Here is a 15,531-nt window from a genome sequence, read left to right on the forward strand (position 1 = left end):
CCGCCAGGCATGCACCGCCCAGGCCGACGCCTTCGCTGGCAAGCCAGCTCCTACCGGGGGCCTGGGGCGTTTTCACGAATCGGCCCACACCACCAATCCCGTAGGAGCCGGCTTGCCGGCGATGGGGGCCGCCAGGCATGCACCGCCCAGGCCGACGCTTTCGCTGGCAAGCCAGCTCCTACAAGGGCATCGTGAGCCGCTTTGCCTGGCGTACACTGGCGAACTTTTCGCACTGGATGTCGACTATGCACAGGATGGCGCTCTGTCTGGCCCTGGCGCTGAGCCTGGGGGGTTGTATCGATTACAAATGGGGCCACGACTGGAAGGCCGACAGCCTCGGCGGTTGGCAGGACGCCAGCAAGGGAAGGTATGAACAAGGCACCTCGTTCAAGCTCGCCTGCGGGCCCGAGCCGCTGTATGTGAAGGTGACATCCGCGCCGTCCCACCACCTGATGTCGTTGCTGTTCATTCCCCTGGTCCCGGCGGCCACCGGCGATGACAACCATCTGAGCATCAACGCCCGCTACCCCAGCCTCTCGGCCTGCTCGTCGGCCGCGCAGAACCCCTTGGTGATCAAGCTGGACAACCGGGTAATCAGCAATATCGGCTACGTGGCCGGCAACCAGGCGGGCAGTTGCGAGCTTCGGCTGGACGAGCGCGAGTTGCAGGGCGAGCGGGTGTCGATCGAGGTCAATCAGGCCGTGCTGCCTTGCGCCGTGGCGCCGCTGACCTTGAAGAAAAACAGCTTCTTCTGCCTGCGGCAAACCCAGTACGGCGGTTCCAAGCCCTGTAACCGTTAGTACCGGTCAGCCGCACGAACCTAAGCTAATTCCTAAAAAGTATTTATTTTCTGTTTGTTAGATCGATTAGCTTTTAGCGACTTTCCTGTCTCCCAGAAGGTTCGCCCCCATGCGCCTGCCCTTTGCTTTGCGTCGTAGCGTGTCGATCGCCGCCTTGGCCGCCCTGGAAACCGCCAAGGTGGATGCCCGGGCCGTGCAGTTGTGGAGCTCGAAATCGTTGTAATTGACCGTTAGATCGCTTTCGCCTGTAGGAGCTGGCTTGCCGGCGAACAGGTCCCCCCTTTTTCTTGTTCACCGTCGGCTACGCCATTCCGCGTCTGGCGTCAGGAGTTCCCGTGTCTGCCGTTCACCCCCAACAGGCTTTCGCTGTTCCGGCCCCCGCCGCCACGCCAGCGAACCACACCGACGTGGTGCTGGAGCTGCGTCAGTTGACCAAGACTTACGGCCGCCGCCGCGGCCAGAGCGCGCCGCCGGCGGTGCAGCAGGTCAGCCTCAAGGTGCGCCGTGGCGAAGTGCTGTGCCTGATGGGCACGTCCGGCAGTGGTAAATCGACCCTGTTGCGGCATATCAACCGCTTGATCGAGCCCAGCAGCGGCGAGGTGCTGATCGACGGCCAAGCCATCAGCCAACTGTCGACCCAGGAATTGCGCACCCTGCGTTCGCGGCGCATCGGCATGGTCTTCCAGCATTTCGGCCTGTTGCCCCATCGCACGGTGCGCGACAACGTGGCCTTGCCCCTGGAGCTGCGCGGCGTCGCCGAAGAGCCGCGTCAGGCGGCCGCCGATGTGCAACTGCAGGCCGTGGGCCTGGACGGCTGGGGCGATCACTACCCCCATGAATTATCCGGCGGCATGCAGCAGCGGGTCGGCCTGGCCCGGGCGCTGGTGACCGAGCCGGACATCCTGCTGATGGACGAACCCTTCAGCGCCCTCGACCCGACCATTCGCCGTGACCTGCAGCAGCACTTTCTGCGCCTGGTGCGCGAGCGCGGCATCACCACCTTGCTGGTGACCCACGACCCGGCCGAAGCCTTGCGCCTGGCGGACCGTATCGCGGTGCTGCGCCACGGTCGGCTGATCCAGGTCGGTTCGCCCGATGAGCTGCTGGAGCATCCCGCCGACGCCGAGGTGGCGGACTTCTTCCAGGAACACGGCGCCGTGGCGGTGACGCCGACCCTGGCCACCCCGGCCAACCCGCTTCCCGCGGCCAGTCCCGACAGCTCGGCGTTCTCCCGAGGCCAGGCGCTGTTGCTGGGGCCTGCCGCGTTAGCCGCAAGAGGCCGTGGCGGCCTTTACTGGCTGGGTTTTGGCGTGGAGCTGGCGGCCTTGGCCGCGTTGGCTCATGGCCTGCTGCACAGCGCTTTTGCATGGGGCCTGTTGGGCGTGCTGGGGTTGCTGGCTAGCCGCTGGGCCAGCGTCCACCTGGCGTCGCGCCCGAGTCGCCAGGGCCGTTCCGATGCCCTGTTGCCCGCCCTGGTGCTGTTGCTCAGCCAGGGGCTGGTGCTGTGGCGGGTGCTGACCCCCGAGGCCAGTGGCCCGCTGCTGCAATTTCCTGCGGATCGCCAGGCCTTGCTGGCCACTGCCGAGGCCATCGACCAACTGATCGGCTGGTCCCAGGTGACCTTCGAGTCGAGTTTTGTCGGGGTGATCGTGGCTGTACGCACGGTGATTGAAAGCATTGAAAACCTCCTGGGCTGGCTGCCTTGGCCGGTGGCGGCCCTGGCCCTGGTGTTCCTTGCCTGGCGTTCCGCTGGCTTGGCCCTGGCCCTGACCAGTGCTGCCGCGTTGTTTTACATCGGCCTGTTCGGCTTCTGGGAACGGACCATCGCCACCCTGGCCCTGGTGGGCGCCTCGGTGCTGATCTCGCTGCTGATCGGCGTGCCGGCAGGCATTCTCCTGGCCAAGCGGGCTCTGGCCCGGCGCCTGATCACGCCCTTGCTGGACGTCATGCAAACCCTGCCGACCTTCGTCTACCTGATCCCGGCGGTGGCGTTCTTCTCCGTGGGCAAGACCCCGGCGGTGATTGCCACGGTGATCTTCGCCCTGGCGCCGATGATCCGCCTGACCGCCCTGGGCCTGCAGGAAGTGCCGAAAAATGCCGTGGAAGCGGCGGTGGCCCACGGTGCCACGCCCTGGCAGACCCTGACCAAGGTCGAGCTGCCCCTGGCCGCCGGTTCGCTGCTGCTGGGCATCAACCAGACCATCGTCATGAGCCTGTCGATGGTGGTGGTGGCGGCGCTGATCGGCGCCGGTGGCCTGGGCTACGACGTCATGACCGCATTACGCAACATCAAGGGCGGCGAGGGCATGTTGGCCGGTGTGGCCATTGTCTTCTGCGCGCTGATTCCCGATCGCATCATCCAGTCGACCTTGCGCAAGCGAGACCAGGCGTTCAATCACAAGTGAGGTGTTTCTTGAGCAAGTCATTCTTCCGTTCCTTCGGCGTGGCCACCGCGTTGGCCAGCCTGATCGCCGTGCCAGCCCTGGCCAAAGACAAGATCGTTATCGGCGAGCAGAACTGGACTGGCGCCATCGCCATCCAGAACATCCTCGGCGAGGTGATCAAGACCCGCCTCGACGGCGATGTCTCCTACCTCGCCGGCGACGTGGCCGTGCTGTTTGCCGCCGCGTCCAAGGGCGATGGCTCGGTGGACGTGCTGACCGATATCTGGCTGCCCAACCAGTCGGCGGCCTGGGCCAAATACGTCACCGGCCCAAAGCCGACCCTGGTGCCCAACAAACGGCCCTACGTCGGTGAACAGGGCTTCTACATCCCCGGTTACCTGCAAGACAAATACGGCGTGAAGTCGGTGTACGACCTGCAAAAGCCTGAAGTGGCCAAGCTGTTCGAGCCCCTGGGGGGCGGCAAGGCCCAGTTGCTGGTCGGCCCGGCGGGCTGGGAATCGACCTACATCGGCCAGATCAAGGCCAAGGATTTCGGCTTTGCCAATCAATTCGAATCCGTGTCCACCGAGGCTTCGGTGACCTACGCCAAGCTCGCCACCGCCTACAAGGCCCAGCGCGGCGTGGTGTTCTACGCCTACACCCCGGACTGGATCTTCTCCGCCTTCGACCTGCGTCGCCTGGAAGAGCCGGCATTCGACGGCTACGCCCAGGACAACAAGAAGGGCGACCCGCTGTACAAGGCCGACGGTTGCTGGAAATTCATCAGCCCGACGGTGGACGCCGATTGGCTGAACAAGAGCCAGATCACTTGCGCCTACCCGGACGCCAAAGTGCATGTGCTGGCCTCCGTCGCCCTGCAGAAACGCGCGCCACGGATCGCCGCCTTCCTGGAGAACTTCAGCATCGAGCCTAACGTGCTGAATGACTTGATCCTTAAGATCGAGAAAGACAAACAACCGGCCGACGTCGCGGCCAAGGCCTGGGTCCAGGCCAACCCGGCGGTGGTGGATCAATGGCTGGGCGCCAGCGGTGAAAAAGTCGGGGCCATTCAGTGAGTCAGGCGTCGAACCCGATCACTGGCATTGCCACGGCAACCTTCGGCGCCGGCTGCTTCTGGGGCGCGGAAGCCGCGTTCCGGGCGCTGCCCGGGGTACTCGAAAGCCGTGTGGGTTACGCCGCTGAAGCCGCGGACGGTGCGTTGCAGATCGAGGTGGTGCAGGTGGATTTCGACCCTCGGCGCGTGAGCTACACGGCCTTGATCGAGCACTTCTGGGGCCTGCACGACCCGACCTCGGTGGATCGCCAAGGTGAACATGGCGGGGCGAAATATCGCTCCGCGATCTTCTACACCGATGCCGAACAGGCTGAACAGGCGAGGGCGGCCAAGGTTGCCCTGCAAGCGTCCGGACGTCTCAACAAACCCGTGGCCACCGTGATCCTGCCCCTGGGCCGCTTTGACCTGGCGGATGAAGAACACCAGCGTTACCTGGAGAAGAACGGCCTGAGTAGCTGTCATATCTGATCGTTTGCAGATACGCAGGCTTCTGTAGGAGCTGGCTTGCCAGCGAAGAGGCCCGCAAGACCGCCTTCGCCGGCAAGCCGGCTCCTACGCCACCCTCCACTGAATCACTTCCAGCACCGCGCAGCCTTCTCGTGTCAGCAGGTGTACGCCACGGGTGATGCGGGTCAGGTCGCAATCGCTGATGTCTTTCAGTTTCAGGGTGGACAGGCTGTCCATCAGGTCGCGGACCACGGTGAAACGGTGGGCGGCGCTGCTGGCCAGGTCGCTCAAGGGGGCTTGGGTGTCGAGGTAGAACACTGGGTGTTCGGTGTCGTGGGTGTCGATGGGGGTGAAGCGGGGGAGGTGATGGTCAGTCATAGGTATGGCTCCTGCTCATAGAGCAATCACCTTGGTTGTCGACCGAAAGAGCTGGGGCAGTGGTACGCGAGCAGGTTGGCCGAGGAAAGGGCAACAGCACACCCTGAGGTGTCCCGCGCAGCACCGTCGTAACTCCTGATCGCGGGAACAAAAGCGACTGCCAGAATGTTTGAAAGTGGATGCGTTCCTATATTCGACCGGCCAAGGTCGCTCGCGGATTTGGCTGCGAGGGGCGGACTATAGGAAGGACGTTGCAGTGTTGCAACAGGGGGTTGGAGGAGATGTTTGAGCGCTTGTTTCGCAGTGTTTGTGGTGGATTTTGATGGGGGATATCCGGTGGTGCAGTAACGGCCGCTCAGGGTTTTGCGCTTACGGCGAGTTTTGGGTACATATCCGTTGCTGCGGGGGCGGCCACTTACGGTTCCGCTCTTACAGCGGGTCACTTTGGATGGAGCCCAAAGTAACCAAAGGCTCTCTGCCCCGCATCCGGCGCCTCGCCTAGGCTCGGCGTTCCCTCGCTCCGGCATTGCTCCGGGGGCACGCCGCCACAGGCCATCCATGGCCTGGGGCGGCTAGTTCGGCATCCATGCCGAGCTGCCCCCTGCGCAACGCCTACGTTCGGCCGGCTGGGAAGGGGCCTGAAGATCAAAAGCCAAGCGCGTGTTACGCGCTGTTCGTAGGAGCTGGCTTGCCAGCGAAGAGGCCCGTGAGTCATGCAGCGTCTGGGCGGACGCCTTCGCTGGCAAGCCAGCTCCTACACGGGGGACGTTACACACCGCTCTATCTTCAGGCCGGCCGGTAGGCCGCCGTCAGATTTTGATTTTGATCTGTTGGCCCCGTTAACCACGATGGCCGAACGCAGGCATTGATCCGTGGGTAACCCGGCAGGACGCCGGTTAGCCGCACTGGGCCATGGATGGCCCAGTGCGGCGGCCCACGGATCAATGCCGGAGTGAGGGCATGCCGAGCCTAGGCGAGGCACCGAGTGGAGGGGCAGAGCGTTTTGCTTACTTTTGCGCTTTTCAAAAGTGAGCCGCTGTAAGAGCGGAACCAATATCCTCCGCACCCGCAGCAACGGATCTGTCCCGCCCCTCCTAAAAAACTCACCCCCTCCACCCCCCACCCAACGCCACCACCAACCCCACACTCGCCTGCAACTCCCTGGTCTGCACCGCCTGCAACCCTCGTTGCGCCTGCAAGGCCGCGTTCTGCGCCGTCACCACATCCAGATAACTCACCGCCCCGGCCTGATAGCTGTTCATGGCCAAGGTCTGGGTATGTAGCGCCGCATTCACCGCCGCTTGCTGATCCAGCGCCTCCTGGCGCAAATCCCGCAGTTGCCCCAGGTTGTCCTCCACCTCCCGCACCGCCCGCAGCACCTGCCCACGGTAATGGGCGGCAGCTTCTTCGAACTCGGCATGGGCCTGGCGCTCATTGGCGCTCAGCCGCCCGCCATCAAAAATCGGCAGGTTCATCAACGGCCCCAAGGCCCAATAGCGATTACCCGCCGCCAGCAGGTTGCCCACGCCCTGGGTCTGCCCACCGAGCATCCCGGTCAGGCTGAAATCCGGATACCAGGCGGCGCGGGCGATGCCGATGCCGGCATTGGCGGCGTACACCCGGCGTTCGGCGGCGGCAATGTCCGGCCGGCGCTGCAGCAGGGTGCTGGGCAGTTGCTGGGGAATGCCCGGCAGGCTCAGCAGTTGCGTCGAGGGTGCCAGGCTGAACTGACTGGCCGGCTCCCCCACCAGCTCGCCGATGGCGTGTTCGGTGAGGTTGCGTTGGGCCCGCACTTCGTCCAGTTCCGCTTCGGCGCTGGCCAGTTGGCTTTGGGCCCGGGTCAGGTCCAGTTCCGAGGCGATCTGCCCCTGATAACGGTCGCGGGTCAGTTGCAGGGCTTGGCCGTAATCCTCCAGGGAGCGGCTCAAGATCCGGCGCTGGGCATCCAGGCCATTGAGCTGCACATACAGGCTCGCCAGCTGTTTTTGCAGGCTCAGGCGCGCGGCTGCCAGGTCGTCGCCAGAGGCCTGGGCCTGGGCGTCTCCGGCCGCCGCTTGATTGCGAATTCGCCCCCAGAGGTCGAGGTCGAAGCCCAGGGAAAAACCGGCGGTGTTGCTGTTGTAGATCGACGGTTGCGTGCTGCCGCGCAGGGGGCGGCTGTCCGACTGACGCTGGCGCAACGGCTGGGCGCTGGCACTGATCTGCGGGAACAGTCCGGCATGCAATTGGCTGGCGTAAGCCTGGGCAGCGTCGTAGTGGGCCAGGGCCGCCGCGAGGTCCGGATTGGCCTGGAGCAGGCGCTGTTGCAGGTCGTTGAGACGCGGGTCCTGGTACAGCAGCCACCACTGTTCGGCAATGACCTGGGGCGTGGCGGCCGGGTGCCAGGGGCCGTCGGCGCTCTGTTCGCGAAACTGCGCCGGCAGGTCGATGGGCGGCACCTGGTAGCGGGGCGCCAGGGAGCAGCCGTGCAGGGTCAGCAACAGCAGAGCGGCGAGGGGCTTAAGCCTTGGGCGCATGCTCACCTCCGGCGTCTGCCAGTTGCACAAGGTCGCCTTCGCGCAGGGCGTCCGGCGGGTTGTCGATGACGTGATCGGTGGCGTGCAGGCCCTGGTCGATCACCAGCCGTTCGCCCAGGTCGAGGCCGATATGGATGCTGCGCAGGTGCACGCGTTTTGCACGGTCGATCACCGCCACCTGGGTGCCCTGGGCACGGAAAATCAGGGCGCTGGCGGGGATGCTCACACCGTTGGTGTCGGCGGGAATCGCCAGTGTGGCTTCGGCATAGTCGCCGGGCATCAGCGCGCCGTCGGGGTTGGCGGCGACGAACTGTGCCAGCAGGGTGCCGGAGCGTGGGTCGATGGCGGTGGAGTCGCCCACCAGTTGCGCGCTGAAGTGCTGACCGGGGTGCTCGGGCACGGTCAACTGCGCTTCCAGGCCGGGGCGGATGACGCTGGCGTAGTTCTGCGGAATCGGCACGTAAAGCCGCAGTTTGTGGGTGTCCGCCAGGTCGAACAGCTCCGGGTCGCTGTCGTTGTCGGCCTTGATCAACTGGCCGATGTCGGTGTGGCGCGCGGTGAGGGTGCCGGCAAACGGCGCGCGAATGGTCTTGTAGTCTTCCAGCGCCGAGAGCCGTGCATAGTCGGCGGCGGCCGCCTCGGCATTGGCCTTGGCAGCAGCGGCGTTGGAGCTTTTTTCATCGGCTTCCTGGCGTGATACCGAGTGGCTGGCCAAGAGGTGCTGCCAGCGCTCGGCGGTGGTCTGGGCCAGCCGTGCATTGGCCTGTTGCTGGACCACCCGTGCCCGGGCCTGGGCCACTTGCTGGTCCAGGTCGGGGCTGTCGATATGGGCCAGCACTTGCCCGGCGGCGACCTTGGCGCCGATGTCCTGGGTCCAGTCCTTGAGGTAGCCGCTGACCCGGGCATGGATCGGCGCCTTGCTCCAGGCTTCCAGGTGCGCCGGCAGGCGCAGGGTGTCGCCCAGTACGTTGGGCTGCGGCTGGAACACCAGCACTTGGGGCACAGCGGCGGTTTCGGTCCAGGCGGCGACGGCCTGTTCATGCCGGGTGCGCGCCGCGAGGCCGCTGGCCACCAGTAGCGCAGCCAGGCTCAAGCCGCCGATGCCCAGCAGCATCAGACGTTTGCGCGAAGGGGTGTGATCAGGCGACATGGGTGTTTTCTCCAGCAACAGCGGAATGGGGAGGGCGACCGTGGACCAGGCTGAAGACCACGGGCACAAAGATCAGGGTGGCCACGGTGGCGAGGAGCAGCCCGCCGATCACCGCACGGCCCAGGGGCGCGTTCTGTTCTTCGGACAGGGCCAGGGGCAGCATGCCGATGATCATCGCCAGGGCGGTCATGCACACCGGGCGAAAGCGCGTGTAGCCGGCTTCCAGGGCGGCCTTGAGGGCATCGCCGTGTTCCGCCAGGCGCTCGCGGCAAAAACTCACCACCAGGATCGAGTTGGCAGTGGCCACCCCCATGCAGAGGATGGCCCCGGTCAGCGCCGGCACCGACAGCGAGGTGCCGCTCAAGAACAGCATCCACACGATCCCGGCCAGGGCCGCCGGCAGCGCGGTGATGATCACGAACGGATCGACCCAGGATTGGAAGTTGACCACGATCAGCAGGTAGATCAGCACCACCGCCCCCAGCAGGCCCAGGCTCAGACCGCTGAAGGCTTCGTGCAGGGCATCGATCTGCCCGTGAAGGCTGACCGTGGCGCCCTTGGGCCGCAGGGCTGCGGCGTCGTCCAAGACCTTTTGCATGTCGTGGGCCACGGCGCCGAGGTCGCGGCCTTGCACGTTGGCGTACAGGTCCAGGGTGGGCTGGATGTTGTAGTGGCTGACCACCGCCGGGCTCTCGACCCGGGAGATGTCCGCCAGGCCACCGAGGATCTGCGACTGGCCGTTGCTGCCGGTGACCGGCAGCGCTTCCAGGGCCGGCAGGCTGTCCAGGCGATACTGCGGGGTGGCCGCGACGATGGAATAGGACACGCCGTTCTTCGGGTTGAGCCAGAAGGTCGGCGCCACCTGGGAACTGCCGGCCAAGGACGCCACCATGCTGTTGGTCACGTCACGTTCGGTGATGCCCAGGCCGTTGGCCCGCAGGCGGTCGACCTTGACCTGCAGTGACGGGTAGCCGGTGGACTGCTGGATCCGCAGGTCGGCAATGCCCGGCACATGTTGCAGGCGCCGTTGCAGTTCCAGGGCGTAGGCGCGGTTGGCCGCGTCGTCGGGCCCGGAGATTTTCACGTCCAGCGGGGCCGGGGCGCCGAAGTTGAGGATCTGGCTGCTGATGTCCGCCGGGAGGAAGGCGAACTGGCTGCCGGGGAAGCTTTCCGGCAGGGCTTCGCGCAGCTGTTTCTCCAGGTCGGCGCTGGGGGCGTGGCCGGGCTTGAGGGTGATCTGGATGTCGCCGTCCTGGGGCCCGATGGTGCCGCTGTTGCTGTAGGCCATGTCGATGCCGCTCAGGGGGATGCCGATGTTGTCGATGATGCTGTCCAGTTGCTCGGCCGGGATCACCTCGCGAATCCGCCCTTCGATACGGTCGAAGGCCGCCGCGCTTTCCTCGATCCGCGTGCCCAGGGGCAGGCGCACGTGCAGGGCCAGGGCGCCGGCGTCGGTGGCGGGGAAGAAGTCCTGGCCCAGGCTCGGCAGCAGGGCGAAGGAGGCCAGCACGCAGGCCAAGAAGCCGAGGATGAAGGTCTTGCGTCGGCCCAAGGCCAGGTGCAGCAGGCCGTGGTAGGTGTCGCGCACAGTGGAGAAACGCGCCTCAAAACCCTGCTGAAAGGCCAATAGCCCGCGCACCAGGGCATTGTGCGGCTTGGCGTGCTGCTCGCCCTCGTGATGGTTGATGAAGGCATCTTCCGGGTGATGCCCGGGGCCTGCCTCCGGCGTATGGGGCTTGAGCAGGTACATCGCCAGGGTCGGCACCAGGGTCCGGGAGAGGATGAACGAGCTGGCCATGGCGAAGATCACCGCCAGGGCCATGGGCCGGAACAGGTAGCCGGCGATGTCCTGCAACAGGAACATCGGCACGAAGACGATGCAGATGCACAGCAGCGAGACGAAGGCCGGGCCGACGATCTGCTTGGCGCCGTCAAGGATCGCCACCTTCACCGCCTTGCCCTGTTCCAGGTGCCAGTTGATGTTCTCGATGGTCACGGTGGCATCGTCCACCAAGATCCCCACCGCCAGGGCCAGGCCGCCCAGGGTCATGACGTTGAGGGTCTGGCCGCTGACCGCCAGCAGGGCAATGGCCGAGAGCACCGCCAGGGGAATCGACGCGGCGATGATCAGTGTGGAGCGCCAGCTACCGAGGAACAGCAGGATCATCGCGCTGGTCAGCAGGGCGGCGATGATGCCTTCCTGGGCCACGCTGCCCACCGACTGTTTGACGAACACCGAGGCATCGCCCAGCAGCGAGGTCTTCAAGGACGGCGGCAGGGTTTCATTGATCCGTGGCAGCATCTGGCGGATGCCATCGACGATGGACAGGGTGGAGATATTGCCGTTCTTCAGCGCCGGCATCAGCACCGCCCGGCGTCCGTCGACCCGCACGATATTGGTCTGCGGCGGTGAGCCGTCGCGCACGTGGGCCACCTGGCCGATGGTGATCAGCGCGCCGTCCACGGTCTTGATCGGCAGGTCGTTGAGTTCGTCGATGGCCTTGGGGCTGTTGTTCAGCAGCACCGTGTATTCATTGCTGCCGAGCTTGGCGGTGCCCACCGGGATGATCTGGTTCTGCGCCGCCAGGGCATTGCCCACGTCTTGCGCCGACAGGCCTTTGGCGGCCAGGGCTTGCGGGTCCAGGTCGAGGGTGATCTGGCGCTGCTTGCCGCCCATGGGCGTGGGCATGGCCAGACCGGGCAGGGCGCTCAAAGGCAGGCGGATATTGTTCTGCACCAGGTCGCGGATCTTCGCCTCCGACAGGGTCGGGCTGGAGAAGGCCATTTGCAGGATCGGTACCGTCGAGGCGCTGTAGTTGAGGATCAGCGGCGGGGTGATGCCCGGCGGCATCTGCTTGAGCACGGTTTGTGACACCGCCGTCACCTGGGCGTTGGCGGTGCGGATATCGACCCCGGGCTGGAAGAAGATCTTGACGATGCCCATGCCCGGCAGCGACTGCGACTCGATGTGCTGGATGTCATTGACCGTGGTGCTCAGGGAGCGCTCGTAGGTGTAGATCACCCGCCCGGCCATGGCGTCCGGCGACAGGCCGTTGTATTGCCAGACCACCGCCACCACCGGGATGCCGATATCCGGGAACACGTCGGTGGGGGTACGCAGGGCCGCCAGGGGCCCGATGATGCAGATGAATATCGCCAGCACGATGAACGTGTAGGGCTTGAGCAGTGCGGTCTTGACCAGCCCGAGCATGCCGAAAACCTCCGAGGGAGTGGGATTGCAAACCTCGGCAGCCTGCAGCGACCCACCTAACACGCGGCTTTCAGCCAGGTGAAGGAAGTTTTAGATAAGCCCTGTATTTCCTTTCATGTGGATTCATTTGTGCTCTGGCAAGGGGCTCGACAAGCTTTGCAGCCATCGCCTGTAGGGGCTTTTTCGATGGTCGATTTTCCTTTGTCGAGGTACTTCCCATGACACTCAAACCGCTATTGCTGATTCCCGCCCTGGGCCTGGCCTGCCTCTTGTCGGCCTGCGCCGGCCCGATGCCCCAGCCTGATCCCAGGGAAGCCTGGATCGACCTGCAGCAAGAAGCGCCCAATGACCTGATGGCCGAGCGGGTGGATGGGCAGAAGATTGATGACGGCCGCTACTTCGAGGTCCCGTCCGGTGCCCATCGCCTGGACGTGACCTTGTTCGAAGAGCCGGCCGGTGATTCCAACCAGGAGGATTGCAGCGGCCACCTGCGTTATGAGCATTTCCAGGCCGGTGAACATTACCGCCTGGTGGAGTCCAGCCTCGGCCAGGCGGTCACGGCCCAACTGCTGGACAGCCACGGCAAGCGCCTGGCCAGCGCCGAGGACTTCAACTGCCTGCCGGGTTGAGGCGGCAGGCGCTGGAGCCCGTGATCGTCCAGTGGCTCAGGCGGTGGCCGGGCGCAGGTCGGTCTTGGTCGGCGCCCCCGGTGCGCGCCACACCAAAAAGGCTGCCAGGACCGTGGTGGCCGCCAGCAGGTAGAGGCCCGCCGCTGGGGAGTCGAACCCTTGCTCGGCGGCGTTTTTCAATACCGGGGCGATGAAACCGCCGAGGGCACCGAACGAGTTGATCAGGGCGATGCCTGCTGCCGCCGCGCTGCCGGCCAGGAAGCTGGAAGGAAAGGTCCAGAACACCGGTTGCACGGCGATAAAGCCCGAGGCAGCAAAGCACAGGGCCAAGACCCCAAGCAGCGGGCTGGCGACACTCACCGAACAGGCGATCCCGGCGGCCGCCATCAGCAGGGTCAGGGCGGCGATCGGCCGGCGCTGGCCCGTGCGGTCGGCCCAGCCCGGAATCCAGTAGGCCGCCAACAGCGCGCAGATCCAGGGGATGGCGCTGACCAGCCCCACCAGCAAACCGACCTTGCTGCCCATCAAGCCGCCGATCTGGCTTGGTAGGTAGAACACCACGCCGTACACACTGGCCTGGATCAACAGGTAAACCAGGCACAGGTACAGCACCGCCGGCTGGCACAGCACCTGCAACAAGCGGTGGCCGTGTGCCTGCTTGTGCTGGTTTTCGTGGTCCAGCACCGCCTGGACCTGCTGGCGTTCTGCGGGCGTCAGCCAGCGTGCATCTGCCGGTTTGTTGTCCAGGTACCAGTAGGCCCAAACGCCCACCGCCGTGGCCATCAAGCCTTCGACGGCGAACATCCATTGCCAGCCGTGCACCCCGGCCCAGCCGTCCATTTCCAGCAACAGCCCGGACAGCGGGCTGCCGAAGATAAACGCCAGGGGCGCACCGAAGTAGAAGAAGCCCATGGCCTTGCCGCGCACCGCTTCAGGGAACCAGTAGGTCAGGTAGAGGATGACCCCGGGGAAGAACCCGGCTTCGGCCACGCCCAGCAAAAAGCGCAGCAGGTAGAACGTGGTTTCGTTATGGGCGAACACCATGGCCGCCGAGACCAGGCCCCAGGTCACCATGATCCGGCACATCCACAGCCGGGCACCAACCCTGTGCAGGATCAGGTTGCTGGGCACTTCCAGCAACGCATAACCGGCAAAAAATACCCCGGCGCCGAAGGCGAACGCCGCGTCGCTGATGCCGGTATCGGCCTGGAAGCTGTGGCGGGCGAAGCCGACGTTGGCCCGGTCGAGAAAGGCCATGATGTACATCAACAGCAGGAACGGCAGCAGGCGCCAGGAAATCCTGGCCAACAGAGGGGCAGGTAACGTCTTCACGGCAGTTTCCTTTTTGAAGTTATGTGCACTGCGTGGCAGGTAAGAGCGAGGGAAAGCAGGCGACGCTGCTCAGGGCGCGTTGGCTTCGCGCTGGCGAACAAGTGGCAGGGGACGGGGGATGGCAATGGCGGCAGACATGGTCAATCACCTCTACACATTGTTGTTGTGCAGAGGACTCTACGGGCTTTGAATGATGCGCGACCAATCGAAATAAGGTTGCTACCAATACCCTAAAGGTATCAATAGCCAACCCCCCGATGACATCTGTAGGAGCCGGCTCGCCGGCGATAGCGTCGGTATGGTCGCTGCAGGTATTCCGCCAGAATCGCGCCGTGGATGGTGGCGTCAATGCAGCCTCGTGTAGGAGCCGGCTCGCCGGCGATAGCGTCAGCACGATCGCAGCCGATGTTCCGTCAGAATCGCGCCGTGGGTGGGGGCGTCAATGCAGCCTCGTGTAGGAGCCGGCTTGCCGGCGATAGCGTCAGCACGATCGCAGCCGATGTTCCGCCAGAATCGCGGCGTAGGTGAGGGCGTCATCGCTGGCAAGCCAGCTCCTACAAGGGGGATTGCTTCAGTGCAGCCATTGGAGGTGTTTTAGGTGCGGCGGTTGCGGCGTGCCTCCAGCCAATGGAACAGGCCCATGCCCACCAGCATTGCGGCCACAAACAGCCAGGCTTGCCAGTGCCCACTGGGCAGCAGCGCCAACGCGGGGCCGGGGCACAGGCCGGCAATGCCCCAGCCCACGCCGAATACCAGGCTGCCGAGGATCAGGCGCCGGTCTGGCGAGCATTTGTCGGGGATTCTCATCGGCGCGCCGAGCAGCGCCCGTGGCTGGCGCATTGCCCAATGAAAGGGTACCCAGGCCGAGCCGATGGCCCCCAGCATCACCAGGGCCAGGGAAGGGTCCCAGGCACCTGCCAGGTCGAGAAAACCCAGGACCTTGGCCGGGTTGGTCATGCCTGACAGCAGCAGGCCGAGGCCGAACAGCAGGCCGGCGATCAATGCACTGAGCTTTCTCATGGCATCAGCCCCAACAGATGGCGGATCACCCAAACCGTGGCGAAGCCGGTGCCCATAAAGCACAGGGTGGCGATGATCGAGCGCGGCGACAGCCGGGAAATGCCGCATACCCCGTGGCCACTGGTGCAGCCGGCGCCATAGCGGGTGCCGATGCCCACCAGCACACCGGCGCCGATCAGGCCCAGCAGACCGCTCTGGAACTCGGCGGCCGGCAGGGCGTGGAACAGCCCCCAAAGCAGCGGCGCCAGCAACAGGCCGAGGATGAACAGGGCCTTTTCGCCCCAACCCTCGCTGCCCGGTTGCAGCAGGCTAGCGAGCAGCCCACTGATCCCGGCGATGCGCCCATTGGCAACGATCAACAGCCCGGCCGAAAGACCGATCAATGCCCCACCGGCCAAGGCCGACCAGGGCGTGAAATGCAGGTAATCCAAAAGCATGGCGGGTTCCTCCAGGAGTCGATGCGGCCGGGGTGGATGTTACGTGAGGGACGCCGCGTGAGTGAGCAGGAAATCACCCCGTCGTGTAGGCGCCGGCACGATCGCTGCGGGTATTCCGCCAGGATTGCGCCGTGGGTGGGAGCGTCATCGCT

General features: G+C 65.1%; 12 protein-coding genes. 5 read left to right on the top strand and 7 right to left on the bottom strand.

The features are described 5' to 3' along the window. The first annotated feature begins 245 nt into the window (after positions 1-245). From M1B35_RS29025 to msrA, 4 genes are all read left to right on the top strand, one after another. Positions 246-800 carry a hypothetical protein gene (locus tag M1B35_RS29025; protein ID WP_268263762.1) on the top strand — a complete coding sequence of 185 codons (555 nt, stop codon included), beginning with the start codon at positions 246-248 and terminating at the stop codon, positions 798-800. Between the two features lie 335 nt (positions 801-1,135). Continuing rightward, entirely contained in the window at positions 1,136-3,205 is a 2,070-nt protein-coding gene (locus tag M1B35_RS29030) for an ATP-binding cassette domain-containing protein (protein WP_268263763.1), read from the top strand. After that, positions 3,202-4,260, top strand: a complete 1,059-nt coding sequence (locus M1B35_RS29035) for an ABC transporter substrate-binding protein (protein ID WP_268263764.1) — start codon at positions 3,202-3,204, stop codon at positions 4,258-4,260. Before M1B35_RS29030 ends, M1B35_RS29035 begins: the two co-directional genes overlap by 4 nt. A 17-nt stretch (positions 4,261-4,277) precedes the next feature. After that, positions 4,278-4,727 (top strand): peptide-methionine (S)-S-oxide reductase MsrA, encoded by a 450-nt coding sequence (msrA, locus tag M1B35_RS29040; RefSeq protein ID WP_268263771.1) that lies wholly within the window; start codon positions 4,278-4,280, stop codon positions 4,725-4,727. A gap of 84 nt (positions 4,728-4,811) precedes the next feature. On the opposite strand, the gene M1B35_RS29045 is transcribed toward msrA, so the two are convergent. From M1B35_RS29045 to M1B35_RS29060, 4 genes are all read right to left on the bottom strand, one after another. Then, positions 4,812-5,084, bottom strand: coding sequence for a hypothetical protein (locus M1B35_RS29045; RefSeq protein WP_268263765.1), 273 nt, complete (start codon positions 5,082-5,084; stop codon positions 4,812-4,814). Positions 5,085-6,187: 1,103 nt separating this feature from the next. Further along, the gene (locus M1B35_RS29050) at positions 6,188-7,600 is read right to left on the bottom strand and encodes an efflux transporter outer membrane subunit (RefSeq protein WP_268263766.1); all 1,413 of its coding nucleotides are present in this window, start codon (positions 7,598-7,600) and stop codon (positions 6,188-6,190) included. Further along, on the bottom strand, positions 7,584-8,750 hold the full coding sequence (locus M1B35_RS29055; protein WP_268263767.1) for an efflux RND transporter periplasmic adaptor subunit: 1,167 nt from the start codon (positions 8,748-8,750) through the stop codon (positions 7,584-7,586). Before M1B35_RS29055 ends, M1B35_RS29050 begins: the two co-directional genes overlap by 17 nt. Next, positions 8,740-11,961, bottom strand: a complete 3,222-nt coding sequence (locus tag M1B35_RS29060) for an efflux RND transporter permease subunit (protein WP_268263768.1) — start codon at positions 11,959-11,961, stop codon at positions 8,740-8,742. Before M1B35_RS29060 ends, M1B35_RS29055 begins: the two co-directional genes overlap by 11 nt. A 218-nt stretch (positions 11,962-12,179) precedes the next feature. On the opposite strand from M1B35_RS29060, the gene M1B35_RS29065 reads away from it, so the two are divergent. Beyond that, entirely contained in the window at positions 12,180-12,590 is a 411-nt protein-coding gene (locus tag M1B35_RS29065) for a PA0061/PA0062 family lipoprotein (RefSeq protein WP_123332033.1), read from the top strand. Positions 12,591-12,626: 36 nt separating this feature from the next. Here M1B35_RS29065 and M1B35_RS29070 read toward each other — a convergent pair whose 3' ends face one another. The 3 genes from M1B35_RS29070 to M1B35_RS29080 form a co-directional block, all read right to left on the bottom strand. Further along, complete coding sequence (locus M1B35_RS29070) at positions 12,627-13,922, bottom strand: MFS transporter (protein ID WP_123332036.1); 1,296 nt, start codon at positions 13,920-13,922, stop codon at positions 12,627-12,629. 594 nt (positions 13,923-14,516) lie between these two features. Next, on the bottom strand, positions 14,517-14,942 hold the full coding sequence (locus M1B35_RS29075; RefSeq protein WP_268263769.1) for a YeeE/YedE family protein: 426 nt from the start codon (positions 14,940-14,942) through the stop codon (positions 14,517-14,519). Next, complete coding sequence (locus M1B35_RS29080; protein ID WP_268263770.1) at positions 14,939-15,379, bottom strand: YeeE/YedE family protein; 441 nt, start codon at positions 15,377-15,379, stop codon at positions 14,939-14,941. The genes M1B35_RS29075 and M1B35_RS29080 overlap by 4 nt, the downstream gene beginning before the upstream one ends. Between the last annotated feature and the right edge of the window lie 152 nt (positions 15,380-15,531).

Origin of the sequence: Pseudomonas morbosilactucae (genome assembly GCF_023241665.1) — a bacterium.
Taxonomy (GTDB): domain Bacteria; phylum Pseudomonadota; class Gammaproteobacteria; order Pseudomonadales; family Pseudomonadaceae; genus Aquipseudomonas; species Aquipseudomonas morbosilactucae.